The organism is Embleya sp. NPDC001921 (genome assembly GCF_053594475.1).
This window is the reverse complement of record NZ_JBSFEO010000002.1, coordinates 136,589-160,377: the sequence shown is the minus strand read 5'-3', so window position 1 is coordinate 160,377 and position 23,789 is coordinate 136,589. Positions and strand designations below refer to the sequence as shown.

At 71.5% G+C, this 23,789-nt stretch carries 26 protein-coding genes; 9 read left to right on the top strand and 17 right to left on the bottom strand.

Annotated features, from left to right (window positions below; all coding sequences use genetic code 11):
- Nucleotides 1–18 precede the first annotated feature (18 nt).
- Nucleotides 19–774, top strand: coding sequence for an HAD family hydrolase (locus ACWCPW_RS02480; RefSeq protein WP_449759725.1), 756 nt, complete (start codon nt 19–21; stop codon nt 772–774).
- Here the strand turns inward: ACWCPW_RS02480 and ACWCPW_RS02475 are convergent.
- On the bottom strand, nt 740–1,192 hold the full coding sequence (locus ACWCPW_RS02475) for an RpiB/LacA/LacB family sugar-phosphate isomerase (protein ID WP_449759724.1): 453 nt from the start codon (nt 1,190–1,192) through the stop codon (nt 740–742). The two genes, ACWCPW_RS02480 and ACWCPW_RS02475, sit on opposite strands and share 35 nt — an antisense overlap.
- Nucleotides 1,193–1,243: 51 nt before the next feature.
- Between ACWCPW_RS02475 and ACWCPW_RS02470 the strand changes: the two genes are divergently transcribed.
- Together ACWCPW_RS02470 and ACWCPW_RS02465 are read left to right on the top strand one after the other, a co-directional pair.
- On the top strand, nt 1,244–2,101 hold the full coding sequence (locus tag ACWCPW_RS02470; protein WP_449759723.1) for a helix-turn-helix domain-containing protein: 858 nt from the start codon (nt 1,244–1,246) through the stop codon (nt 2,099–2,101).
- A gap of 233 nt (nt 2,102–2,334) precedes the next feature.
- Nucleotides 2,335–2,742 carry a VOC family protein gene (locus tag ACWCPW_RS02465; RefSeq protein ID WP_449759722.1) on the top strand — a complete coding sequence of 136 codons (408 nt, stop codon included), beginning with the start codon at nt 2,335–2,337 and terminating at the stop codon, nt 2,740–2,742.
- 137 nt (nt 2,743–2,879) lie between these two features.
- On the opposite strand, the gene ACWCPW_RS02460 is transcribed toward ACWCPW_RS02465, so the two are convergent.
- Nucleotides 2,880–3,722, bottom strand: coding sequence for a metallophosphoesterase (locus ACWCPW_RS02460; protein ID WP_449759721.1), 843 nt, complete (start codon nt 3,720–3,722; stop codon nt 2,880–2,882).
- Between the two features lie 194 nt (nt 3,723–3,916).
- Between ACWCPW_RS02460 and ACWCPW_RS02455 the strand changes: the two genes are divergently transcribed.
- The gene (locus ACWCPW_RS02455) at nt 3,917–4,396 is read left to right on the top strand and encodes a GNAT family N-acetyltransferase (protein WP_449759720.1); all 480 of its coding nucleotides are present in this window, start codon (nt 3,917–3,919) and stop codon (nt 4,394–4,396) included.
- Between the two features lie 147 nt (nt 4,397–4,543).
- Here ACWCPW_RS02455 and ACWCPW_RS02450 read toward each other — a convergent pair whose 3' ends face one another.
- The 4 genes from ACWCPW_RS02450 to ACWCPW_RS02435 form a co-directional block, all read right to left on the bottom strand.
- On the bottom strand, nt 4,544–6,112 hold the full coding sequence (locus tag ACWCPW_RS02450; RefSeq protein ID WP_449759719.1) for an MFS transporter: 1,569 nt from the start codon (nt 6,110–6,112) through the stop codon (nt 4,544–4,546).
- Nucleotides 6,113–6,229: 117 nt separating this feature from the next.
- The gene (locus ACWCPW_RS02445; protein WP_449759718.1) at nt 6,230–6,784 is read right to left on the bottom strand and encodes a TetR/AcrR family transcriptional regulator; all 555 of its coding nucleotides are present in this window, start codon (nt 6,782–6,784) and stop codon (nt 6,230–6,232) included.
- Nucleotides 6,785–6,858: 74 nt separating this feature from the next.
- Nucleotides 6,859–7,380: a pyridoxamine 5'-phosphate oxidase family protein gene (locus ACWCPW_RS02440; protein WP_449759717.1), complete on the bottom strand. Its 522-nt coding sequence runs from the start codon at nt 7,378–7,380 to the stop codon at nt 6,859–6,861.
- A 67-nt stretch (nt 7,381–7,447) separates the two neighbouring features.
- The gene (locus tag ACWCPW_RS02435) at nt 7,448–8,110 is read right to left on the bottom strand and encodes a hypothetical protein (protein WP_449759716.1); all 663 of its coding nucleotides are present in this window, start codon (nt 8,108–8,110) and stop codon (nt 7,448–7,450) included.
- Between the two features lie 237 nt (nt 8,111–8,347).
- Here ACWCPW_RS02435 and ACWCPW_RS02430 point away from each other — a divergent pair, with 237 nt between their 5' ends.
- The gene (locus tag ACWCPW_RS02430; RefSeq protein ID WP_449759715.1) at nt 8,348–8,638 is read left to right on the top strand and encodes a hypothetical protein; all 291 of its coding nucleotides are present in this window, start codon (nt 8,348–8,350) and stop codon (nt 8,636–8,638) included.
- 33 nt (nt 8,639–8,671) lie between these two features.
- Complete coding sequence (locus ACWCPW_RS02425) at nt 8,672–9,820, top strand: epoxide hydrolase family protein (protein WP_449759714.1); 1,149 nt, start codon at nt 8,672–8,674, stop codon at nt 9,818–9,820.
- A 279-nt stretch (nt 9,821–10,099) separates the two neighbouring features.
- On the opposite strand, the gene ACWCPW_RS02420 is transcribed toward ACWCPW_RS02425, so the two are convergent.
- Both ACWCPW_RS02420 and ACWCPW_RS02415 read right to left on the bottom strand, forming a co-directional pair.
- Nucleotides 10,100–11,167: a CNNM domain-containing protein gene (locus ACWCPW_RS02420; protein WP_449759713.1), complete on the bottom strand. Its 1,068-nt coding sequence runs from the start codon at nt 11,165–11,167 to the stop codon at nt 10,100–10,102.
- A complete protein-coding gene (locus ACWCPW_RS02415; RefSeq protein WP_449759712.1) occupies nt 11,164–12,591 on the bottom strand; it encodes a hemolysin family protein in 1,428 nt (475 codons plus the stop codon). Before ACWCPW_RS02415 ends, ACWCPW_RS02420 begins: the two co-directional genes overlap by 4 nt.
- A 547-nt stretch (nt 12,592–13,138) precedes the next feature.
- Between ACWCPW_RS02415 and ACWCPW_RS02410 the strand changes: the two genes are divergently transcribed.
- Nucleotides 13,139–13,342: a hypothetical protein gene (locus tag ACWCPW_RS02410; protein WP_395868349.1), complete on the top strand. Its 204-nt coding sequence runs from the start codon at nt 13,139–13,141 to the stop codon at nt 13,340–13,342.
- Between the two features lie 128 nt (nt 13,343–13,470).
- Here ACWCPW_RS02410 and ACWCPW_RS02405 read toward each other — a convergent pair whose 3' ends face one another.
- The 8 genes from ACWCPW_RS02405 to ACWCPW_RS02370 form a co-directional block, all read right to left on the bottom strand.
- Nucleotides 13,471–14,121 carry a LuxR C-terminal-related transcriptional regulator gene (locus tag ACWCPW_RS02405; RefSeq protein WP_449759711.1) on the bottom strand — a complete coding sequence of 217 codons (651 nt, stop codon included), beginning with the start codon at nt 14,119–14,121 and terminating at the stop codon, nt 13,471–13,473.
- Nucleotides 14,085–15,398, bottom strand: a complete 1,314-nt coding sequence (locus tag ACWCPW_RS02400; protein WP_449759710.1) for a sensor histidine kinase — start codon at nt 15,396–15,398, stop codon at nt 14,085–14,087. The genes ACWCPW_RS02405 and ACWCPW_RS02400 overlap by 37 nt, the downstream gene beginning before the upstream one ends.
- 125 nt (nt 15,399–15,523) lie before the next feature.
- Complete coding sequence (locus tag ACWCPW_RS02395) at nt 15,524–16,264, bottom strand: alpha/beta fold hydrolase (RefSeq protein WP_449759709.1); 741 nt, start codon at nt 16,262–16,264, stop codon at nt 15,524–15,526.
- Nucleotides 16,265–16,466: 202 nt separating this feature from the next.
- Complete coding sequence (locus ACWCPW_RS02390; protein ID WP_449759708.1) at nt 16,467–17,606, bottom strand: magnesium and cobalt transport protein CorA; 1,140 nt, start codon at nt 17,604–17,606, stop codon at nt 16,467–16,469.
- A gap of 170 nt (nt 17,607–17,776) precedes the next feature.
- Nucleotides 17,777–18,673, bottom strand: coding sequence for an SDR family oxidoreductase (locus tag ACWCPW_RS02385; protein ID WP_449759707.1), 897 nt, complete (start codon nt 18,671–18,673; stop codon nt 17,777–17,779).
- A 6-nt stretch (nt 18,674–18,679) separates the two neighbouring features.
- Nucleotides 18,680–19,459 carry an enoyl-CoA hydratase/isomerase family protein gene (locus ACWCPW_RS02380; protein WP_449759706.1) on the bottom strand — a complete coding sequence of 260 codons (780 nt, stop codon included), beginning with the start codon at nt 19,457–19,459 and terminating at the stop codon, nt 18,680–18,682.
- Nucleotides 19,460–19,594: 135 nt separating this feature from the next.
- Nucleotides 19,595–19,969: a VOC family protein gene (locus ACWCPW_RS02375; RefSeq protein ID WP_449759705.1), complete on the bottom strand. Its 375-nt coding sequence runs from the start codon at nt 19,967–19,969 to the stop codon at nt 19,595–19,597.
- Nucleotides 19,970–20,008: 39 nt separating this feature from the next.
- On the bottom strand, nt 20,009–20,884 hold the full coding sequence (locus tag ACWCPW_RS02370) for an acyl-CoA thioesterase (RefSeq protein ID WP_449759704.1): 876 nt from the start codon (nt 20,882–20,884) through the stop codon (nt 20,009–20,011).
- A gap of 57 nt (nt 20,885–20,941) precedes the next feature.
- On the opposite strand from ACWCPW_RS02370, the gene ACWCPW_RS02365 reads away from it, so the two are divergent.
- Together ACWCPW_RS02365 and ACWCPW_RS02360 are read left to right on the top strand one after the other, a co-directional pair.
- A complete protein-coding gene (locus tag ACWCPW_RS02365; RefSeq protein WP_449759703.1) occupies nt 20,942–22,186 on the top strand; it encodes an MFS transporter in 1,245 nt (414 codons plus the stop codon).
- 49 nt (nt 22,187–22,235) lie between these two features.
- Entirely contained in the window at nt 22,236–22,490 is a 255-nt protein-coding gene (locus ACWCPW_RS02360; protein ID WP_158695782.1) for a hypothetical protein, read from the top strand.
- Nucleotides 22,491–22,765: 275 nt separating this feature from the next.
- Here the strand turns inward: ACWCPW_RS02360 and ACWCPW_RS02355 are convergent, their stop codons facing one another.
- Entirely contained in the window at nt 22,766–23,734 is a 969-nt protein-coding gene (locus ACWCPW_RS02355; protein WP_449759702.1) for a helix-turn-helix domain-containing protein, read from the bottom strand.
- Nucleotides 23,735–23,789: the final 55 nt, after the last annotated feature.

Here is a 23,789-nt window from a genome sequence, read left to right as displayed (position 1 = left end):
TCGGGGACTCGCGTGATCATGAACCTCCGTGCGCTGGCCCTCGACTTCGGCGACACCCTCGCGGTCCGCGGACCCAATCCGGACGGCCGCACCGTACTCGACGTGCTCCGCCGGATGCCGGACACCGACGTTCCGGACACGTTCGTCGCCGCCTACGACCACGTGCATCGGATCACCCGCGAGGGGGACCGGGTCCGGGACACGCACACGCCCTTCGCCGACGAGATCCGGCACGCCTCGGCGTTGTGCGGGGCCCGCGTCCCGGACCCCGGGGCGGTCGCCGAACTCGTCTTCGGGCGGATCCCCGACTCGCGGGTGATCCGCCGGGCCGCCGACGCGCTGCTGCGCATCCGGGAACGCCGCGACCTGGTGTGCGTACTCGCCTGCGACACCCGGCGTCCCGAGTCGGTGCGCCGACGGACCCTGGCCGAGGCGGGCATCGAGGCGTGCTTCGACGCGATCGTGCTGTCCTGCGCGATCGGCCTGCGCAAGCCGCATCCGCGCTTCTACGCCGAGGTCGAGCGGGCCTGCGGCGTCCCGCGCGAGCAGATCATGTACGTCGGGAACACCCCGGCCAAGGACGCCACCGCGCCGCACGTGTACGGCATGCAGGCGGTGCTGATCGCCCCGGCCGGGCGTCCGCCCGGGCTGGCCGACGCGATCGGGGTGATCGACCACTTCGCCGACCTGCCCGACTACCTCGACCGCACCGTCCCCTGCCCCCTCGGTCCGGCCCGGCTCAGCCCCGGATCTCCGCCACCCGCTCGACGTTGAGCACGTCGGCGATCTCCTGGCTCGGGGCGGTGTCGAACCACGCGTCCAGGATCTCGATCAGTACCGGCCCGGAGGTCAGCCGCAGGCTCAGCGCCAGCACGTTGGCGTGGTTCCAGCGCCGTGCGCCCGCCGCCGTGGCCGCGTCCGTGCACAGCGCCGCCCGAATCCCGTCCACCTTGTTCGCCGCGATCGAGGCACCCGTACCGGTCCAGCAGCACACGATCGCCTGATCCGCGCGCCCCAGCGTCACCTCGCGCGCGGCGGCTTCGCTCACCGGCGCCCAGTCGTCGGCGAACTCCGGCTTGTGCGCCGGGTCGAACGCGCCGAACGGCAGCACCTCGTGACCGCGCTTGCGCAGTTCGTCGGCGAGGTAGACGCCACAGCCCTTGATCTGGTCGGCCGAGATCGCGATGCGCATCGGACACTCCTTGGTCGGTGCATTGTCGGTGGCGGATGTGAGACTGGGGGCATGGTCCCCACGGACACTCTGCACGTGACCCGACACACCTCCGCGCTCGGGTCGATGGAGACCGTGTTCGCGCCCCCGCATCCCGCGCTCGCGCCGCTGATCCACTCCTACCTCGGATACGACGAGCGCACGCTCGCGCCGTTGCGCCGCCGGGAGGTGGCGACCGGCTCGATCACCGTGATCATCGGCTTCTCTCCCATCCGGGTGTGGTCCCCACGCCACGCCCGGTACGGACCGGGCCACACCAGCTCGTTCGTGGCCGGCTTGCACGACGGCCCGGCGATCGTGGAGCACGACGGCCGGCAGTCCGGCATCCAACTCGACCTCACCCCGCTCGGCGCGTACACGCTGCTGGGTCTGCCGTTGGTCGAGATCGCCGACCGGGTCGTGCACCTGGACGACCTGCCCGGGTGGGACGCGGGCGCGCTGGTGGACCGGCTTCAGGACACGCCGGACTGGTCCGCGCGGTTCGCGCTCCTGGACCGGGTCCTGCTCCGCCGCCGTGAGCTGGGTCCCGAACCGCTGCCCGAGGTGGCCCGCTGCTGGGATCTGCTCGCGGCCAGCGCGGGCCGGATCGAGGTCGCCGCGCTCGCCCGCGAGACCGGCTGGAGCCGACGCCACCTCGGCGCGCGGTTTCGCGAGACGCTCGGCCTGCCGCCCAAGACGGTGGCCCGGCTGCTGCGTTTTCGGTACGCCGTCGAGTTGCTCGACGACCCGCTCCGGTCCTGGGCGGACATCGCGGCGGAGGCGGGCTACTACGACCAGGCGCACTTCAACCGCGACTTCAAGGCGTTCGCCGGCTGCACCCCCGGTGACTATCTGAGATCCCGCCTGCCCGGGGGCGGCTTCGCGAGCTGAGCCGTCCCGGGGCCGCGAACCGGTGCACGTGTTTCGGCCGCGGTGCCGGCGTTCCCGTTTGTCCAATACCGCGAGGGGTCACTCGCCGGAAGCTGGAATCGACCACCCGGCGACATCCGGTTCCGAGCCCGGCTTCGACGTCCGGTTCCCATCCCCGGTTTCGACGCCCGGTTCGGACGGCCCGGTTTCGACACTCGGGTCGACCGTCCCATATCCGGTTCAAGGAGTGCACCATGAGCGACAAGACCCTGATCTCCGACCTGGTACCGACGCTGCGCTACAACGACGCGACAGCGGCGATCGCGTTCCTGGGCGACGCTTTCGGCATGAAAGCGGTGCTCGTGGTCCCGGGCGACAACGACACCGTCGCGCACGCGGAGCTGGCCTTCGGCAACAGCATGATCATGCTCGGCACCAACCTGCCGGAGGGCTGCGGCGACCAACTGCGTTGGCCGGTCGGCGGCTCGGCCGTCTACGGCATCGTCGACGGCGACGTGGACGCGCACTGCGCGCGGGCGGTGGCGGCGGGCGCGACGGTGGTGCGTGAGCCCAAGGACGAGGACTACGGCGGCCGCGGCTACACCGTGCGCGACCCGGAGGGGAACCTCTGGAGCTTCGGCACCTATCGCCCGCAGGTCTGACGGCCGTGCCCGGCAGCCTGCCCGGCTCTTCCGCCCGAGCCGCCCGAGCCGCCCGAGCCGCCCGGCCCGCCGGACCTGCCCGACCTGCCCGACCGGCCGGTGGCGCGCGTCCCCGCCCGCCGCCGGCCGGGCCGCGCTCAGCCCTCGTGCGCCGCGAGGTAGCGGTCCACCTTGGCCCGCTCGTAGGCGTACACCGGCTCGATCGGGCCGACCGGGACGAAGGTGGCCGTCGCGCAGTCCTCGTACAGGTCGACCCGGGTGTAGCCGACGCCCGCCACGCCCTGATAGGTGCCCGCGGGCGGGAACACGTCGGCGCGGTAGGCGACGGCCGGGGCCGCCCACACCGGCACCCCGGCCAGTACGCCGCAGGTCGCGTGGTGGTTGTGGCCGGTCAGCACGATCCGCACGTCGGTCCCGGCGAGGACCGCGCCCAGCCGGGTCGGCTCACGCAGCGAGAGCCGCTCCAGGAACGCCAGTGGCGTGGGGATCGGCGGATGATGCAGGCCGAGCACCGTGCCGCCGGCCGCCGGCGTGGCCAATTCGGCACGCAGCCACTGCAATTGATCATCCGTCAGATCGCCGGAGTGGCTGCCCGGCGTGGTGCTGTCCAGCATGATCACCCGCACCTCGCCGGCCATGTGCACGAAGTCGTGCGGCTCGGTGGACGCGGGGACGTCGAGCAGTCCCTCGCGAAACGCCGCGCGGTCGTCGTGGTTGCCCATCCCGTACAGCGCGGGCGCGCCGATCCGCGGCCCGGCCTCGGCCAGCAGCGCTCGCAGTCGGCGATAGGCGCGCACGTCGCCGGTGTCCGCGAGGTCGCCGGTGAACAGCAGCGCGGCGGGCTCCAGGTCCGCCGCCTCGACCGCCGCGAGCGCCTGACGCAGTTGCTCGGCGGTGTCCAGCCGGTCGAGCAGCAGTTCACCCTCGGGGACCAGATGCACGTCGCTGAACTGGACCAGGGTGTGGCGCGGGATACGCACGGCAAATCCTCCTGCGGGCAGGGCAAGGCGACACGTGTCACCGGGTGGGGCCCAGTCCACCGCCGATAGGCGACAAGGTCAAGCATTTCCCGGGACGAGCTGCGGCCGAGCCGCGGGCGGGGTCCCGCCGCATCCCGCCGAGCCGCGGCCGACCTGCCGCCCATCGCCCCGAACACACGGGCTAGCGTTTTCCCGTGGAGATCAAGACTCTGGGGTACGACCACCCCGACGTGCGCAAGCTGGTCGCCGATGTGCAGCAGGAGTACGTGGAGCGCTACGGCGACCCGGACGAGACCGCGGTGGACCCGGCCGACTTCCGGCCGCCGGAGGGCCTGTTCTGCGTGGCCTACGAGAACGACGTCCCGGTGGCCAGCGGCGGTTGGCGAGCCCGCGGCGCGGCCGGCGACGACGACCCGAACCTGCGGGAGGGCGACGCCGAACTCAAGCGCATGTACGTGGTGCCGCACGCGCGCGGGCGCGGCCTGTCCCGGGCGATGCTCGCGCACCTGGAGGAGACCGCGCGCGCCGCGGGCCGCGTGCGCCTGGTGCTGGAGACCGGCGACAAGCAGCACGAGGCGATCGCGCTGTACCGCTCGAGCGGCTACGAGCCCATACCGGGGTTCGGGTTCTACAAGGACTACGACAGCAGCATGTGCTTCGCGAAGGCACTCTGAAGCACCCGCACGAGCCCGACGCTCCGCACCTCGCGCCGGGAGCCCCGCGCTCCGCCCCCGCGCCGGGAGCCCCGCGCTCCGCGGCCCACGCGCAGGGGGAGCCCGGAGGCCGGGCGGCGGGATCCGTCCCGCCGCCCGGCCCGGGCGTCAGTGCTCGACGTCCGACCCGGCCGTGCGCGCGCCGCGCAGCATGAACCAGGCCGCGACGGCCGCCGCGAGCAGTACCGCGGAGCCCGCGCCGGCCGCGATTCGCAGTCCTTCCAGGAACGCGTCGTTCGCCGAGTGGGTGAGATCGGCCGCGACCTGTCCGTGCACCGTCCCGGCCGCCTCCGCGGCGCCCGCGAGCGATTCGCGCGCGCCGCCGGCCGCGTCCGAGGACACGCCGTCCGGAATCGTCACGTGGCCCCGGTACACCCCGGTGACCACCGAACCCAGCAGTGCGATGCCCAGCGCCGCGCCCAGTTCGTACGCGGTCTCCGAGACCGCCGAGGCGGCGCCCGCGTTCTCCTTCGGCGCGCTGCCCAGGATCAGGTCGGCGGTGACCGTGAAGGAGAAGCCCGCGCCGACGCCGACCAGGAGCAGCACGCCGCCCAGGTAGAGGTACGGCGTGTCCACGGTCAGTACGGTCAGCGCGCCGAGCGCGAGGCCGATCGCGGTCAGACCGCTCGTCACCACCACGCGCGGGGTGAGCCGGCGCGCGGCCAGGCCGGCGAGCAGACCCGACACGATCGCGCCCACGGTGGCCGGCAGTTCGGCCAGGCCGGCCTGCAACGGGCTGCGGCCCTGGACCAGTTGGAGGTACTGGGAGAGGAAGAAGATCAGCCCGGACATGCCGAGCACGGTGAGCAGGTCGGCGAGCACCGAGCCGGAGAAGGCCCGGTTGCGGAACAGCCGCATGTCCAGCAGCGGCACCGGCAGCGACAACTGCCGGCGGCCGAACCAGCCCAGCGCGCCCACGCCGACGACCAGCGCGGCCCACACGTCCCAGCGCAGCAGGCCGTGGGTGGCGGCCTCCTTGATCGCGTACACGGCGGCGATCATGCCGACCAGGGACAACGCCGCGCTGAGCATGTCCCACGGACCCGGATTCGGGTTGCGCGACTCCGGCAGCATCTTGACGCCGACCACGATCAGCACCGCCATCACCGGCAGGTTGATCAGGAAGACCGAGCCCCACCAGAAGTGTTCGAGCAGGAAGCCGCCGACCACCGGGCCGAACGCGGCGCCGGCCATCGACATCGCGCCCCAGACGCCGATCGCGAAACTGCGTTCGCGCGCGTCCGGGAAGATGTTGCGGACCAGGGCGAGCGTGGACGGCATCAGCGACGCGCCCGCGACACCCATCGCGACCCGGGCCGCGATCAGCGCCTCGGCACTGGGGGCGTAGGCGGCCACCACGGACAGCGCGCCGAACGCGGCCGAGCCCCACAGCAGCAGCTTCTTGCGACCGATGCGGTCGCCGAGCGTACCGGCGGTGACCAGCAGGCCGGCGATGACGAACGAATAGACGTCGCCGATCCACAACAACTGGGTGCCGGTCGGTTCGAGGTCCTCGCTGAGGAAGGGGATCGCCAGCCCGAGCACCGTGGCGTCGATCGCCACCAGCAGCACGGACAGGGTCAGTACGCCCAGGGCGATCCAGCGGCCCGGCGCGCCCTTGTCGGAGCCGCCGGTGCCGGTATGTATCGAAGTCGGGGAAGAGGTGCCAGTCGACATGATCAGGATTCCAAAAAACGAGAGGGATCGGCTGTACGGGTCAGCCGGGGAGTCGCGGTAGCGGGGTGGATCGGCGGTGCGGCCTCGGCACGGCGGCCGGCCCGCGGTGGCGCCGAATCAGCACTGGGGGCGGCGGGCCGCGCCGCCGAGCAGGAGTTCGGCCACCGAGCGGGAGGCGTCGCGGCCGGCGAGTCGGCCCTCGTGGACCGCCCAGCCGGCGGCGGCGACGAAGGAGAACAGCGCCTCGGAGACCCACTGCGCGGTGAGGTCCACCCGCATCGAACCGTTCTCCTGGCCGCGCCGGACCGCGGCGGCGACCTGCTCGTCCATCACGCTCCAGGCCTGCTCCAGGTCCGGGTCGCCGACCAGCGAGCTCTCGCCGTACAGAAAGGCCAGGTATTCGGCGCAGGGCATGAGTCGGTCCACCAGGCCGCGCAGTACGGCCGGGACGTCGTCGCCGCTGGTGAGGTCGGCCGCGTCGATGGCGCGACCGATCTGCGCCGACGCCTGCGCGCCGAGCGCGGCGATCAGTGCCGGGCGGCCGGGGAACATCCGGTGCAGTGTGGCCCGGCTGATCCCGGCGGCCCGGGCGATCTCGTCCATGGACGAGGCGGGCCGCCGCAGCAGCAGGGTGACGGCGGCGCGCAGCACGTGCTCGTTGTCGGTGGGCATGGATCGATGCTAGCCCAGATGAGACAACTTTGTCTCAGGAATTACTGCGTGGATTCAACTGGAACCCCGTGGCGTCAATTGCAGCCCTGTGGCGTCAGCTCCGGGCGCGGTTCCTGCCAGGTCAGCACCGGGTCGCCGGGCCCGCCCTTGAGCGCCGTGCCCGGGAACACCCGCAGCCGCCACGGCGACAGCCGCATCACCGCGAAGCCCGGCGACGAGGGCTTCTCCCACCCGGGCACCCCGATGGCGGCCGGGTCATAGCCCAGCGGTTCGGGGGTGTCCCGGAACAGGTTCCACACCCGCTCGCGCACCTCCGGCTCGAAGAGCAGATCCGCGCGGCACTCGGCGGCGCACGTGTCGTGCGAGGGCGACCAGTAGTTGCAGGACACGAACGGGTTGCGGGCGATGTGCGCGCGCTTGGTCGCGGTGGGCGCGGTGGCCACCCAACCGGTGAGCGTGCCGTGCTCCCACACCCAGTACGGGTGCAGGATCCGGGTACGCGGCCGGCCGGCGCTGTCCACCGTGGCTATCGAGGCCCACACGATCGAGTGCGCCATGGCGATGAAGGCCGGGGCCGCGGTTTCCAGATCGGTCATGGCGGCAACCCCTGTCTCGTTCCGACGTCCCGGCACCCCACCCATACTGTCGTGAACGCGCGCGACCCTAAAGGCCCGGCGGGAAGTCGTACGAGGCCGGCGGCTTGATCCGGACCTTGTCGTCCTGGTACATCACCGAGATCTGGTCGTGCGGACGCAGCTCGATCCGGGCCGGATCGCCCCCGACCAACTCGCCGTTCAGGTAGGTGCGGAAGGTGTGCGTGGCGTCGGGGGTGAGCGCGCCCAGGTGGGTCTCGTCGAAACGCACGTTCCACATGGCGAACAACTGGCCCAGTACGAACCGGGCGTCGGCGTCGTGGCTCTCCACGTGCAGCACGCCGCTGTCGTCGTGGGTGTGCAGATCCGCGAGCAGACCGGTCCTCTTGTCGATGCCCAGGTCCGGCGGCACCAGGACCCGGTCGAGGCCGACGAAGATGTCCAGATGCACGTGGAAGTGCTGCTTGGCGCCCTCCATCTTGTCCAGTTTCAGACCCGCGTCGGCGCCGCGCCGCGCGCTGTCCTCGGGAACCGGCCAGGGCGGCAACTCGGCGTTGGTCGCGGCCCTGGGCTCCGGCAGCGGACCCCGCGGCCCCGCACCGGGCGTGAACAACGTGGTGAGCCCGCCACCGGGCCCGGGCTCGTGCGCGGACACGGGCGCGCCGGCGGCGAGCGAACAGGCGGTCAGGAGCGCGGCGGTGACGCCTACCCCGGTGCGGAGGTGACGGTTCATCAGGGGCCTTCCGGTGATCAGGTGCCATCCGGTGCGGACGAGAGCAACAACCTGTCCGCTTCGGTGGTCCCGGCGAAAGCCGATCGGGCGCTTCACACGCGGACTTCACCCATACGGAGCACGCCCGTCGGGCCGCCCGAGGCGGCGGGCGCCAGGACTGAGTCCGGATTCGCCGGGCAGACGTGAGGCGACCCACCCGCGGGTGGTCCGCAGGGTGTTCCCAGGGAGCCGGATCCAGTGATTCCTACCAGCCGCCGTCGGCGGCACGTCGAGAACGAACGCCCGTGGTTCGCCAAGCAGCGGGCGGTCCTGCTCCTGCTCGTGGTACTGCCACCGATCGGCGTGCTGCTGATGTGGACGGTCACACGTTGGACGCCGATGACCAAAGTCGTGCTCTCCGTGATCGCGGCACTCTGGTGCGGTGCCCTGGTGATCGGGTTGAGTACCAACCTGGAGACGCACGACAGGAGTCCCGACCCGGTCGCACCGATCGTCGACGACGGTCGTGGCCCGCAGTCGTCGCCATGACCTGATCCCCGCCTCGGATGGAGTTGCCGGTCGATGCCCAACCCGTCGCACATCACGCCGTTCCGGATCGAGATACCCGAGGCCGACCTGACGGACCTGCGGGAGCGCCTGGCGCGTACCCGCTGGCCCGAGGCGGAGCCGGTGGCCGATTGGTCCCAGGGCGTGCCGCTCGCCTATACCAGGGAGTTGGCCGAGCACTGGCGCACCACCTACGACTGGCGCAAGACCGAGGCCCGGCTGAACGGGCACGCGCACTTGAAGGCCGAACTCGACGGCCTGGGCATCCACTTCCTGCACGCGCCGTCGCCGCACCCGGACGCGCTGCCGCTGATCCTCACCCATGGCTGGCCCGGTTCGATCATCGAATTCCTGGACGTGATCGGCCCGTTGACCGATCCGACGGCGCACGGCGGCGACGCGGCCGACGCGTTCCACGTGGTGCTGCCCTCGCTGCCCGGCTACGGCTTCAGCGACCGGCCGGCCGAGACCGGATGGGGGATCGACCGGATCGCCCGCGCCTGGGCCCGGCTGATGGCCGACCTGGGGTATCGGCGCTACGGCGCGCAGGGCGGCGACTGGGGGTCGATGGTCACCGCCTCGATCGGCCGGCAGGACCCGGAGCACGTGCTCGGCATCCACCTGAACATGCCGGTGGCGATGCCGGACGCGGAGGCGATGCGGGATCCGACGCCCCAGGAGCGGCAGGCGCTCGCCGATCTGGGCTCGCACTCCGAGTGGGGGGCGGGATACAGCAAGATCCAGTCCACCCGCCCGCAGACCCTGGGCTACGGCCTGGCCGACTCCCCGGTGGGCCAACTGGCCTGGATCGTGGAGAAGTTCCAGGAGTGGACCGACTGCGGCGGACACCCGGAGAACGCGCTCTCGCGCGAGCACATGCTGGACAACGTGACGCTGTACTGGCTCACCGACACCGCCGCGTCCTCGGCCCGGCTGTATTGGGAGAGCTATCGCAACCCGGACCTGTCCGAGGTCGGCGTCCCGACCGGATGCTCGATCTTCCCGCACGAGATCATCCGCTCCTCGCGCCGCTGGGCCGCGAACCGCTTCACCGACCTGCGGTATTGGAACGAACTCGACCGCGGCGGCCACTTCGCCGCCTTCGAACAACCGGAGACCTTCGTCGAGGAGGTCCGCCGCTTCTTCCGCCTGGTCCGCGAGTAGGCCCGAGGGCGCGGGTGGGGCCGGTCGTGTGCTCGCAGGGGCGGACGCCGGCATTGCCGCCGCGTGCCCTCGCAACCCGTACGGGTCCTCGGATGTGCCGAGCGATCGAGGTCGCACCGAGGGGGTGCCCGGACACCCTTCACCGGCATCCGGGCCGGCGGACGAGACTGCCGACGACACGCGGGTGAGCGAGCCTTCGTCGAGTGATCGCCGGACGGGCGATCAGCGGGCCTCGCCCCGACCTCACAGGTCGGGGCGAGGCCCGCTCGGGGGTGTGCGCTATGCCGCCCGGGCGCCCAGGACGCTGCCGAGGAGGTCGTCGAGGCCGACCAGGCCCAGGAGCGTGCCGTCGGCGGCGTGTACCAGGGCCAGCGACGCGCGGCGTTCCTGGAGGGCGGCCACCGCGCGCTGGATCGGGGTGTCCACGCCGAGCGTGAGCACCGACGTGGCCAGCTCGCCGGCGGTGTTGCCGGAGGTCTGGGTGCGCGACGTGAGCACCTTGCGGATGTGCACGACGCCGAACAGCGTGCCGTCCTCGCCGCGCACCAGCAGCCGGTTGCGGCCGTTGCGACGCGACATCGCGACGATCTCGTCGGGTCCCGCGCCGGCCGGCACCGAGTCGATCTCGGCGGTCGGCACGACCAGTCGGGCCAGCGGCTCGGTGTGCGTGCGCAGCGTGCCCGACAGCACGTCGTGCGACGAACTGTCGATCAGGCCGAGTCGGCGGGACTCGCCGACCAGCCGGCGCAGCCCCTCGGCGTCCTTGGGATGGGACAACTCGTCCTTGGGGTCGATCCGGGCCAGGCGCAGGATCGCGTTGCTGACCCCGTTCATCGCCAGCAGCAACGGCCGCACCACCCGGGTGTAGCCGCGGAAGGACGGCGCGAGTACGAGCGCGACCTTCTCGGGGCCGGCGATCGCCCACGACTTGGGCGCCATCTCGCCCAGCACCATGTGCAGGATCACCACGACCACCAGCGCGATCGCGAACGCCACCGCGTGCCCCGCCGCGGCCGGCATGCCGACCGCGTCGAAGAGCGGGTCGAGCATGGTCGCGATCGCGGGCTCGGAGACGATGCCCAGGCCCAGCGAGCACATCGTGATGCCGAGTTGGGCGCCCGCCAGCATCAGCGACAGCTCGCGCACGCCGGCCAGGGCCGACTTGGCGCCGCGCTTGCGCTCGGCGACCAGTGCCTCCAGGCGGTGCCGGCGCGCGGCCACCATCGCGAACTCGGCGGCGACGAAGAACGCGTTGCCCACCAGCAGGGCGGTCGTGATGGCCAGTGCCGGCAACAGGCCCAGCTCCAGCGAGCCCAGGCCGCCACCAGAGGCCAGGGTCGGGGTCATGCGGTCACCTCGGTGTTGCGACCGGAGCGCCGTTCGGCACTCCACTCGGACGTGTTTCGGGGGAACGAGGGCGCGGAGGTCAGCACGCGGATCCGGACCAGCGCCGGCACGTGCCGTTCGACCTCGAGCACCTCGATCTCGGTGTAGCGGATCGGTTCGTCGTCCTCGTCGGCCGGGCGCCCGGCGCGTACCTCGTCGGGGTCGGGCACCCTGATCCGGTCGCCCACCTCGGGCAGCCGGCCCAGGTGCGCGATGACCAGACCACCCAGCGTGTCGTACGGGCCGTCCGGCAGCTCGGCGCCGACGATCCGCTCGGTCTCGTCCACGCGCAGCCCCGCGTCCAGCCGCCACCAGCCGTCCTCGGGCTCGGTGTCGACGGGGTCCTCGTGGTCGCTCTCGTCGGCGATCTCGCCGACCAGTTCCTCGGCCACGTCCTCGTAGGTGACGATCCCGGCCAGGCCGCCGTGCTCGTCCAGCACCACCGCGAACTCCTCGTGCGCGGCCCGGAGCTGTTCGAGCAGCGAGGCCAGCCCGGCGGTGTCCGGGACCAGCAGCGCCGGGCGCGCGATGGATCCGGCGCTCACGTGCGCGGCGTCCTCGGGCGCGACCTCCAGGAGGCAGGCCACCCCGACCACGCCCAGTACGTCGTCCACCCGCTCGCCGACCACCGGATAGTGCGAGTGGCCGCACTCGGCGACCAGCTCGATCAGCTCGGCGGCGGTGGTCTCGGCGCGCACCCGGACCACGTCCGGTCGCGGCACCATCACCTGGTCCACGGTCAGGTCGCCGAACGCGATCGCGCGGCGCAGGATCCCGGACAGGCCGGGGTCGAGGTCACCGTCGCGGCCGGCCTCGTCGACGATGTGCGCGAGCTCCTCGGTGGTGGCTCCGCCGTGCAGTTCCTCGACCGGTTCGATGCCGATCGCGCGCACGATGCGGTTGGCCAGCGTGTCGAACAGGCGGATCAGCGGCCCGGCGACCTTCAGGTAGATCAGCGTGGGTCGGCCGAGCAGGATCGCCACCCGCTCGGGTTCGGCGATGCCCCAGTTCTTGGGGACCAGCTCGCCCAGCACCATCTGGATCGCGGTGGCCACCGCGAAGCCGAGCATCAGGGAGATCAACGGGACCGCGCCGCCGGGGACGGCGATCAGGTCCAGGAGGGGGGAGATCACCGCCGCGAGCGCGGGTTCGGCGATGAAGCCGACCAACAGGGCCGTCACGGTGATGCCGAGCTGGGCACCGGACAGCATGAACGAGAGCCGCCCCATCACGGTCATCGCCCGGGCCGCCGCCTTGTCGCCGGATTCGGCACGGCGGCGCAGCAGACTGCGGTCGGCCGCGACGTAGGCGAACTCCTGGGCCACGAAGAAACCGGTGCCGAGGGTCAGGACGACGATCGCGGCTATGCCAAGAGCCGCGGTCATGAGACCGCCTCCCGGACGTCGCGGCTTCGATCACAGTCTCGGGAGGGACCGGTACTAGGGGGGTCCGTCTCTTGGGCGGACACGCACGCTCCTTGCTCAACGGGCAATTCGGGGGCAAAACACTTTCCTGCCCGAACGTATCATCGCGTGCGCTTGTTCCCCGGGCGCGGGCGGGGAACCGTGCGAGGAGGGTCGGATTCGAACCGATAGCAAAAGATGCTTGGCTTTCCGCCCTCCGCCATGACAATCTGTGCTTCCTCGAACACCGTGTGGTGATCAGCCCTCGTCGAGTGCGCATGACCCGCGTACTGCGGCGAGGGGAGTACGCGCTCGCTGCGCCTCCTGCCGCAGACGTCGCGAAGTTCATCCGTACGGGGGAGCGACCCGCGCCTTCCCGTCCGGAAGATTGGTACCGGGAACCCGCACCGCCGCAATGACGTTGACAACATCAGACGGGGGCAGCGTGTACGACAGCAGCCCTGATCCGGCCGACGCCGGCTCGCCCGAGGTGCCCGCATCGGACCTCCCAGCGCGCGAGAAGGAGACCATGCCTCGCACACTCGACGACTACGCCGTGTCGCTCGCCGCGTTGAAGGCCTACGACATCACCGGCGTTCGTCCACGCGATCTCCGCCGATTCCGCGATTCGGGCGAACTGCCGGACGGCGTGCCCGAGGCCGTCGTACTGCGCGCCCAACGCATCGTCGAGGAGGAACGGGACCGGCTGTTGCGCTTGACCACCGGTTCGTGAGCATCCGCCCGGATGCGCCGTGCGGCCGCGCTTGGTGAGAGCGATCTCACACAGTCGTCCCGGTCGTCCGTGGCCGGGTCCGGTCGCCGTCTTGGATCACGCCGGCGCGAAGGCGGCCCGTCGGACGTTCAGCCGCCCCCGTTGAGGTAGGCCAGCACCGCGAGCACGCGCCGATTCGTCTCGTCCGACGTGTCGATCGACAACTTCGCGAAGATGTTCGTGGTGTGCTTGCTGACCGCGCCCTCCGAGACGAACAGCCGGCTCGCGATGGCCGCGTTCGAGCAGCCCTCCGCCATCAGCTCCAGCACCTCGCGCTCGCGTGGCGTCAGTTGGGCCAGCGGTTTGTCCCGCACGTTGCGGGCCAGCAGCTTCGAGATCACTTCGGGGTCCATCGCGGTACCTCCCGACGCGACCCGGCGGACCGCGTCCACGAACTCGTCGGTGTTGAACACGCGGTCCTTGAGCAGGTAGCCGACCGCGCCGGTGCCGTCGGCGAGCAACTCCCGCGCGTACAACTGCTCGACGTACTGCGACAACACCAGGATCGGCAGCCCCGGGACGCGCCGACGGGCCTCCAGGGCGGCCTGGAGGCCCTCGTCGGTGAAGGTCGGCGGCAGCCGGACGTCGACCACCGCGACGTCCGGCTTGTGCTCCACCAGTGCCCGCAGCAGTTCCGGGCCGTTGTCCACGGCGGCGACGATCTCGAAACCGTGGGCCTGGAGCAGGCGGACCAGACCGTCCCTCAGGAGGGCGAGGTCTTCCGCGAGGACAAGTCGCACGGCAGCTCCATGATCACAGTCGTCGGGCCGCCCTCGGGGGAATGCAGGGCGAGCGTCCCGTCGAATGTATCGAGTCGGCGCTCGATGCCGCGCAGACCGGTGCCCTTCATCAGATCGGCCCCGCCGACGCCGTCGTCGGTGACGGTGATCCGCAACTTGCCGTCGGCGTAGGTGAGATCGATCTCGACGTGTTGTCCGCCGGAGTGCTTGGCCGCGTTGGTGAGCACCTCGGTGACCGCGAAGTAGGCCGCCGACTCGAGCGGCAGCTCGGGACGCGCGGGCAGCGAGACGCGGACGTCGACGTCGAGCGGACTCTCCAGCGCCACCGCGCGCACCGCGTCGCCCAGGCCCCGGTCGGAGAGCACCGGGGGGTGGATGCCCCGGACCAGATCGCGCAGCTCGTGCAGGGCCTTGGCGGAGGCCGCGCGGGTCTCGGCGAGCAGCACCCGGGCCGCCTCAGGATCGCTGTTCATCAGCGCCTCCGCGGCGCCCAGGTTCATGCCCATCGCGACCAGGCGGGCCTGCGCGCCGTCGTGCAGGTCGCGCTCGATCCGGCGCAGCTCGGCGGCCGAGGCGTCCACGGCGTCGGTCCGGCTCTCGGTCAGGTGCTGGACCCGCAGGGCCAGCGCGGCCTCCTTGGTGGGGGCGAGCAGGGACCGGTTCCACAGCGCGTTGACCCGTGCGAACCACGGTGCGAGGGCGAGGCCGAGGGCCATTTGCACCAGGCCCCACGGCACCGACAGGCCGGCCCGCTGCGAGCTGTCCACCTTGATGAACGTGTACCACTGCGGCTCGACGTGCCGGTAGGCCACCTCCCACAGGAAGGGCATCAGCACGCCGTGCAGGCCGTTCACGATCAGCATCATCGGGAAGCACGCGAGCAGCAGGCTCGACGGCAGGTACAGCAGTGCCCAGAGCAGGTCCCGCCAGGTGGCCCCCTCGGCGATCGTCCGCCGGGTGCGCCGCCACAGCCCGGTCACGCCCCCGCCCGGGGGCAGCCGCCGGTAGGGGGTCGCGATCGGGACGCCGGACCACGAGCCCATCGCGGTGCGGGTCAGGTTGGCGGTGGCGCGCAGCAGCAACATCAGCGGCAGGAAGAACAGCAGGCCCACGCCCAGCGGGATCAGGGTCATGAACACCACGCAGGTGATGAACAGCGCGAGGGTGGGAACGGAGAGGAAGACCAGGATGAAGCCGTGCCACGCCGACAGCAGGGCCCGACCGAGCCGCCAACCGGTCGCCGGTGGGTCGCCTCTGTGCGGCGTGAGCGTGCTCATGCGGGTTCCTCCCGTGGATGTGCCGTGCGTTGGTGGTGTCACCAGTGTGTCGGGCGACGACCGTGCAGGTCACTGGGGTGGCACCCCCGCACGGGGTGGGCCTGGGCCCACCCCGCGGGTACGGGTCAGCCCGCGATCTCCGCGAGCAGTGCGGCCAGTTCCTCGGGGCGGGAGAACATCGGCCAGTGGCCGGTCGGCAGGCCGTGCACGCTCTTGACCTCGGCCGCGGCGAACTCGGCCATGAACGGGTGGCCCTGGGCGAGCATCGCCTCGACCTGCTCGGCCGGGAACATGCAGGTGATCATGTGCGCGGGCACCTTGAGCCGGGCCGCGTCGCCGACCTGCTGCGCACTGGCCGCGACCGCGTACGGCTGCGCCACCGCGCGGGTGCGCAGCATCTCCAGGTCGGCCGGGGTGATTCCGTCGAGCATCGCGGGCTCGGCCGCCGGGTCCCAGGGGTAGGTGTAGCGGCCGTCGCCGCGTTCGGCCACCTCGGCCTCGATCCGGGCCCGCTCCGCGGGCTCGGTCAGGTCCAGGAGCGAGGTGCCCTCGGGCACCGGGCCCGCGTCCACGTAGACGATCCGGGCGATCCGGTCCGGGATCCGGCCCAGTGCCTCGTACGCGGTGAACGCGCCGCCGGAGTGGCAGACCAGGACCACGTCGCTCGACTCGCGCGCGGTGATCTCGGCGACCAGGGCGTCGGTCTGGGTGGAGAGGTCGATGCCGGCGGCGTCGGCGCCGTCGGCCGCCAGACCCGGCAGGGTCACCGCGAGCACGTCGTGTCCGGCCGCGCGCAGCGGCTCGGCGACCCGGTCCCATGCCCATGCGCCGAGCCAGTAGCCGGGAACGAGAACGATGTTCGCCATGGTGGTGCTCCTCCAGTGGTGGTTCGGTGTGCGTTCTTGCGTGTCGCGAGCCCGTGTGTCGCGTTCCTGCTCGTCGCGTTCGTGCGTGTCGCGTTGTGCGCGTGCGTTCGTGCGTCCTTGCAAAAACGATCCTGGACCGCATACCTGACAGAACGCGACAGGTTTGTCGAGGGAGTCGTGACCGGTGTCGGTTCCGGTGTCGTCAGAGCCAGTTGCGGCGCTTGAAGACGACGTAGAGGATCACGCAGACCAGGACCATCAGGCCGACCGCGAAGGGGTAGCCGAGGGTCCAGTGCAATTCGGGCATCTCGTCGAAGTTCATCCCGTACACGGTGCCGATCAGGGTCGGCGCGAACAGGATGGCGGCGTACGCGGAGATCTTCTTGACCTCCTCGTTCTGCGCGTTGCTGGCCGCCGTGAGTTGTCTCATCTCCTCGTTCTGGGCCTGGGTCACCACGATCGCGTTGACCCGCATGATGCCTTCGAGCAGCGACCGGAAACCGGCCACCCGCTCCACGGCGATCGTCGCGTGGTCCTGCACGTCGCGCAGGTAGCGGCGCAGCTCCTGGTCCACGTGGTACTTGTCGAAGCCGGTGGACAGGTCGGTGAGCATGAGCAGGAGCGGTCGGGTGGCGCGCTGGAACTCGATCACCTCGCGGGAGAGTTCGTAGATGCGCCGGGAGACGTTCGGGGCGCCGAGGAAGGCCTCCGCCTCGATCTCGTCGATGTCGTTCTGCAGCCCGCCGACCACCGGGGCGTAGGCGTCCACGACGCTGTCCAGGATCGCGTACAGCACCGCCTCCGGGCCCTGGCGCAGGAGTTCGGGGCGGTCCTCGGCCCAGCGGCGGACGGCGGACAGGTCGGGTGATTCGGAGTGCCGGACGGTGACCACGAAGTTGCCGCCGAGGAAGACGTGCAGCTCGCCGAAGTCGACCTCCTCGACGTCGTCGAGGTAGCGGGCCGCGCGCAGGACCACGAACAGCGTCTCGCCGTAGCGTTCCAGCTTGGGCCGCTGGTGGGCCACGATCGCGTCCTCGATGGCCAGCGCGTGCAGGTCGAACTCCTCGGCGGCGGAGAGGAGTTGACTCTCGGACGGGCGGTAGAGCCCGATCCAGGCCATGGCGCCGGGGCGGGCGTGCAGTTCGCGGTAGGTGTCGGCGAGGGTGGCGGGCGAGGCGACGCGCACGCCGGCCACGTAGATCGCCGCGTCGATCAGGCTGTGCTCGACCGGTGCCGGCTCGGGGGTGTCCGCCGCGCGCGGGTCCATCGAGCGCTCGGGCGGCTCTTGCGATCCGGACGCACCGTGTCTGCGGGCGCGGAAGGGCAGACGCCGATCGGGCATGCGGGGCTCCGAGACACTGGGCGGCGACGAGCACGGACGTGACGTCGGGCCGGTCGCGCCAGGGAATCGCGATCGACCCGACTGTCGTATTGTCCATTTCTCCGCGCGGATATGACGGATTTATGCCATTCGGCGTCGTGCCATCCGGTGCGTCGGCGCCCGGGTCGCGCTCACGGCAGTTCGAACGGGCCCTTGCCCATCTGCTGCCGCACGGTGACCACCGGCGGGTTGACCAGTCCGCGCCGCTGCCAGTTGGCGCCGTCCACGACCAGGGTGTGGCCGGAGACGAAGCGGGCGTAGGGCGAGGCCAGGAAGGTTGCGGCCCAGCCCAGCTCGCGCGGCCGGCCGACCCGCATGGCGGGCTGGCAGGGGTCCTTGTCGTGGGTGCCGGCCAGATTGCCTTTGATGTCGGCGGTCATGTCCTCGTGCGGGAACAGGCCCGGGACCAGGCCGTTGACCTGGATCCCGTACGGGCCCCACTCGACGGCGAGGGTCTCGACCATGTTCTTGACGCCCGCCTTGGCGGCGGCGCTGTGCGCGAAGCCGGGGCCGCCGGTCCAGGCGTAGGAGGCGCCGATGTTGACGATCGAACCGGGCGTGCCGGCCGCCAGATGCCGGCGGGCGAACTCGCGGGCGCAGAAGTAGGTGCCGTTGAGCGTGATGTCCACGACGGTGCGCCACGCGTTGGGCGACATCTCCTCGGCCGGGACCGGGAAGTTGGCCGCCGCGTTGTTGATCAGGACGTCCGGCAGGCCGAAGGTGTCGACGGCCGCGTCGAACGCCGCCGCGATGTCGGCGGGCTCGCGGATGTCGCAGGCCACCGTGCGCACCCGGGCGCCGGTCTCGGCCAGCGCCTCGCGGGCGGCCTCGAGGTGGTCCTCCTTGCGGCTGGCCACCACCAGGTCGGCACCCAGCCGGGCGAACTCGATCGCGATCGCCTTGCCCAGGCCCGTGCCGCCGCCGGTGACGAACACCGTGCGGCCCGTGTAGGTGCCGGCCGGCAGCGCGGCGGCGCCGAGGGCGGGTGGTTCGGGCAGGCCGATGATGCCGTCGGATGCCTCGGTCATGGGGGTTCAGCTCCCGGTGTAGTGGGCGGGCCGGCGTTCGGCGCGGGCGGCGCGGAACTCGGCGTAGTCGTCCGACTTGTTGACGAAGGTCTGCGCGATCAGTTCCTCGGCCATCGAGGTGCGCACGGCGGGTTCGGCGAGGTGGCCGAGTACGCGTCGGGCCATCTTGATGGTCACCGCCGGCGCGGCGGCGATCCGTTCGGCCATCTCACGCACCGTGGCGTCCAGTTCGTCGGCGGGCACCACACGCGAGACGATGCCGTGCCCGTACGCCTCGGCGGCGTCCATCGGGCGGCCGGTGAGCACCAGGTCGGCGGTCACCCCCGGGCCGCAGATCTGGAACAGCCGACCCACGCCGCCGGTGTCCGGGATCACCCCGTGGGTGGTCTCCGGCAGCATGAACCGGGCACCCTCGGCGGCCACCCGGATGTCGCACAGCAGCGCCCGCTGGAAGGACGCGCCGATCGACCAGCCCTGACAGGCCACCAGGACCGGCGCGGGCAACTCGAAGAGCTGCTGTACGCCGCGATGCCCGCGGGTCATCAGCTCATGGTGCGTCAACTCCACCCGGTGCCCGCCGATCGAGGACACGTCCCGACCGGACGAGAAGGACTTGCCCACCGCGCGCCAGATCACCGCGCGCACCTCGGGCCGCTGCCGCAGCTCGCCGAGGATCTGCCACAACAACTGGTCCATGTCGTCGTCGAACGCGTTGTGCTTGTCCGGGTTGTTGTTGGTGATCGTCGCGATCGGGCCGTCGTAGTCGAGAAGCACCTTGTCCGCCATGACACCCTGGGATATCCCAACCCCGTACAGGAATCGAGGGGCACGGCGCCCGCGAGGACCGCAAGCGGGCAAGATCACAGCCGGCGCCTCACCGGCCCGCGAACGGGCCGGGGCGGCGGCGTGGGCGCGGGCGGGTCAGGGGTTGCGCTGGGTCAATCCGTAGAAGTTGCCCTCGTTGTCGCGGAAGGTGGCCCACCAGCCCCATTCCTGCTGGGCGGGCTTGTCCGGGAAGTCGATGCCCTTGGCCACCAGTTCGCGGTACGTGCGCTGGATGTCGTCGCAGGTGAACAACACGTTGTTGAGCGAGCCGACCTTCTCCATGTCGAAGCGGTGGCTGAACAGGATCAGCGTGATGTTGTCTCCCGGGGCGCGGACCTCGATCCAGCGCGGGCTGCCGGCTTCGCCCATCGGCGTGTCCATGACCTCCTCGAAGCCCATCTTGTCGACCCAGAAGCGCTTCGCCGCGTCCTGGTCGTCGACGTTCAGCGAGACCTTTCCGACCTGCACCATGTGCACTCCCTCGGCTGGCGCCACCGGCCCTCGGCGGCGCTACGGCCGGTGTTCGACCGGCTCGCCGAACAGTGCCTCCTGGCTCACCGTCGCAAACAGCGCGCCGGACGCGTCGAAGAGCCGGCCGTGCACCGTGCCGTGCGCGGCGTGCAGCGTGGTGCCCTCCTGGTCGTACAACCACCAGCGGTCCGCGCGGAACGGGCGATGGAAGCGGATCGAGTGGTCCAGGCTGGCCCGAGGGATCCAGCGCCGGCCCAGGGCCCGCGCGTGCGGCAGCACCAGCGTGTCCAGGATGCTCAGGTCGGTCGCGTACGCGATCGCGCACGCGTGCAGCAGCGCGCGCTCCGGCAGATCGGCCTCGACGCGACACCACAGCGCGTTGGACGGCGGGCGGGCGGCGCACGTCTCGTCGGCCCAGCTCGGCGGCTCGACGAAGCGCAGATCCACCGGGTTGTAGCGGACCAGCCCGGGCCGGCGCAGCGGGCCGTTCAGCGCCGCCAGCCGTTGCGCGAGGGTGGGCAGCGTGTTCGGGTCGGGCGCGGCGGGCGCGCTCGGGGCGTGCTCGAACGGCGTCTCGGGTCGGGTCACCCGGAAGGACGCGACCAGGTGTACGACCACCTTGTCCGCCTGGAGCACGTCGACCAGCCGATGGCTGAGCGTGCGGCCCTGGAGGGTGCGGGTGACCCGATAGGTCAGCGGCAGCGTCGAGTCGGCCGGCCGCAGGAACGAGGTGTGCAGCGAGTGCGGCACACGATCGGCGTCGACGGTGGCTCCGGCGGCGGCCAGCGCCTGTGCGACGAGCCAGCCGCCGAAGACGCGAAAGGCGTCCGGATCAGGGCTTTTCCCCTCGAATAGATCGGAGTTGAGTCGGGTCGGCTCAACTTCTTCGACGAATCGGGTAACGTCGCTGCTCATGGCTGTCAGTACAGCAAGGTGAGTCGCGACATCGATGACGAGGGGCATGGTGGGCGCGTGGCGTGGGGTGCGGTAAAGGTGCTCGGGGACCGCAACGCGAGTCTGTATCTGAGCGGGGTGGTGGTCTCCGGCTTCGGCAGCAGCGCGATGTCGCTCGTCGCGGGAGTCTGGGCCAAGACGCTGACCGGCTCGGACAGTGTCGCCGCGTTGATGGCACTCGGGGTGTTCGCGCCGTCCCTGCTCGGCCCGTTGCTGGGCGCGGTCGTCGATCGATGGCCGGCCAAACGTGTGCTCCTGGTCACCAACCTGGTGCTCGCGGTGTTGTTGACCACGACGCTGACCGTGCGCTCGGCCGATCAGGTGTGGATCCTGTTCGCGGTGATGTGCGGCTACGGGATCGGCTTCGTGCTGCTGGACGCGGCCGAGTCGACCGCGCTCACCGCCGGTGTCGCGCCGGGCATGCTGGGCGACCTGAACGGCATACGGCTCAGTGCCTCCGAGGGGATGAAGCTGATCGCGCCCCTGGCGGGCGCGGGCCTGTTCGCGTGGGCCGGCGGGCACACCGTGGCGTTGCTGGACGCGGGCACGTTCGTGCTCGCGGCCGGCGTGTTCGCGCTGATGCGCTTCGACCAGCCGGTGCGGGTCGAGGCCGAGGAGAGCGGGTGGTGGAGCCGGACCGCGGCGGGCGTGGGCCACCTGTGGGCGCACCGTCCGCTGCGCCGGCTGGTGCTCTCCGGCGGCCTGGCGATGGTGGTGTCCGGGATCAGCGGCGGCGCCATCTACGCGGTGGTCGACCAGGGGCTCGGGCGCTCGCCCGCGTTCGTCGGCGTGTTGTACACGGCGCAGGGTGCCGGGTCGGTGGTGGTCGGGCTGTGTGCCGGCGCGCTGATCCGGCGGCTCGGCGCGCGCGGGTTCGCGGTGCTGGGCCTGGCGCTGTTCGCGGTCGGGGTGGGGCTGCGCGTGGTGGAGTGGCTGCCCGTGGTGTTGGCCGGGAGCGTGGCGATCGGGTTCGGGCTGCCCGCGGTGCACGTGGCGGCGATGACCGTGTTGCAGCGGGAGACGCCGGGGCACCTGGTGGGGCGGGTCGCGGCGACCGCCGGGACGCTGATGTTCGCGCCGACCGCGTTCGCCATCCTGGGCGTCGCGGGCCTGTTGGCGGTGGTGGACTACCGGGTCATCCTGCTCGTCACGGCGGCCCTGGGCGGCGCGGTCGCGCTGTACTGCGCGGCCGGTCGCGGCGAGCGGGGGCCGGTCGGGGAGGAGGCGCCGGCGGGGGAGGCGCGCGATTCGCGGCACGTGTGACGCACGCATGTCCTAGGTCGAGCGCGGCTTGCCACCTACGATGATCCGCATGTATGAACCGGCGGAAATCCCGGCTGAGCTGGTTGCCCTTCAGCGGGACCGCGACCACGCGGCCGACGTCGTCACGACGTTCGCGCGCGAGAACCCCGGGCGGCTGGACGCCGAACTGACCCGTCAGTGGTCGGCGGCCGTGCGAGCGGAACGCAACGCCATACACGCGCTGCACGCGCACCCGATGATGGTGCTGGGGCCGAACCGGTTCAAGATCATGCGAGCGCTGCGCGCCGCCGCCAAGCTCACCTGACGACGGCCCGACCGCGACAGGGGCAAGAGAGCGTCGGGCCGGACCGCCGAAGGACGAAGGTTACGCGCCCGCACCGACAACCGTGCCGGGGAGCGCGCACCGAGGTGTATCGGCTGCGTCTTGGCTGCGTCTTCGATGTATTTCGACGTGTCTTGATGTGGCTTGATGTGTCTTGATGTGTCTTGCCACGCCTCGAGGCGTCGATGCGTTGTGGTGTGTCGAGGTGTCGATGTGTCCGTGCGGCCGCCCCGACGCCACGGGGGCGCGGGCGGCGGTCACGCGGTGGCGCTTCCGGGGCAGAAGGTGCGGCGGTAGTTCTGCGGGGTGGTGCCGCGCCTGCGCAGGAAGTGGTGGCGCAGCGTCGCGGCGCTGCCGAAGCCGGAGCGTTCGGCCACGGCGTCGATCGGCAGGTCGGTCTCCTCCAGCAGTTCCTGGGCCAACAACACACGCTGCGCGGTGAGCCACTCGTAGGGCGTGGTGCCGATCTCCTGCTGGAACCTGCGGGCGAAGGTGCGCGGTGACATCAGCGCGTGTTCGGCCATCTGATCGACCGTCACGTCCCGGCCCAGGCGCCGCTCCATCCAGGTGAGCGTGGCCTGGAGCGGGCTGCCGGACCGCTCGGGCAGGGGCCGGGAGATGTACTGCGCCTGGCCGCCCTCGCGGTGCGGCGGGACGACCATGCGCCGGGCGATCGCGTTGGCCACCCGGGTGCCGTCCTCCAGACGGACCAGGTGCAGGCACGCGTCGATGCCGGCGGCCGTGCCGGCGCTGGTGATCACCCGGCGGTCCTCGACGTAGAGCACGTCCGGCTCGACGGCGGCCCGGGGGAACATGCGGGCGAGACGGTCGGTGTACTTCCAGTGCGACGTGCAGCGGCGGCCGTCGAGCAGGCCGGCTCGGCCCAGCGTGAACGCGCCGGTGCACACGCTCATGATCCACGCGCCGCGGGCCTCGGCGGCGCGCAGCGCGTCCAGGAGCCGGGGATCGGGCCGCGCGTTCTCGTCGTGCTCGGTGGCCGCGGGGATCGCGATCAGGTCCGCGTGCGCGACCCGGTCGAGGCCGTGTTCGGCGAACAGGTCGTAGCCGGCCTTGGTGCGGATCCGGCCGGGGGTGACCGCGCACACCGCGAAGTCGTAGACCGGGCAGCCCTCCTCGCTCCGGTCGATGCCGAAGACCTCGCACAACACCCCGAGTTCGAAGGGTGCGACGCCGTCCTGAACGATCGCGACCACGTTGCGCAACATGCGTCCAGCATGCCGGCAGTCGACCTGGGATGGCAGGATATTGCGGCAATCAGGC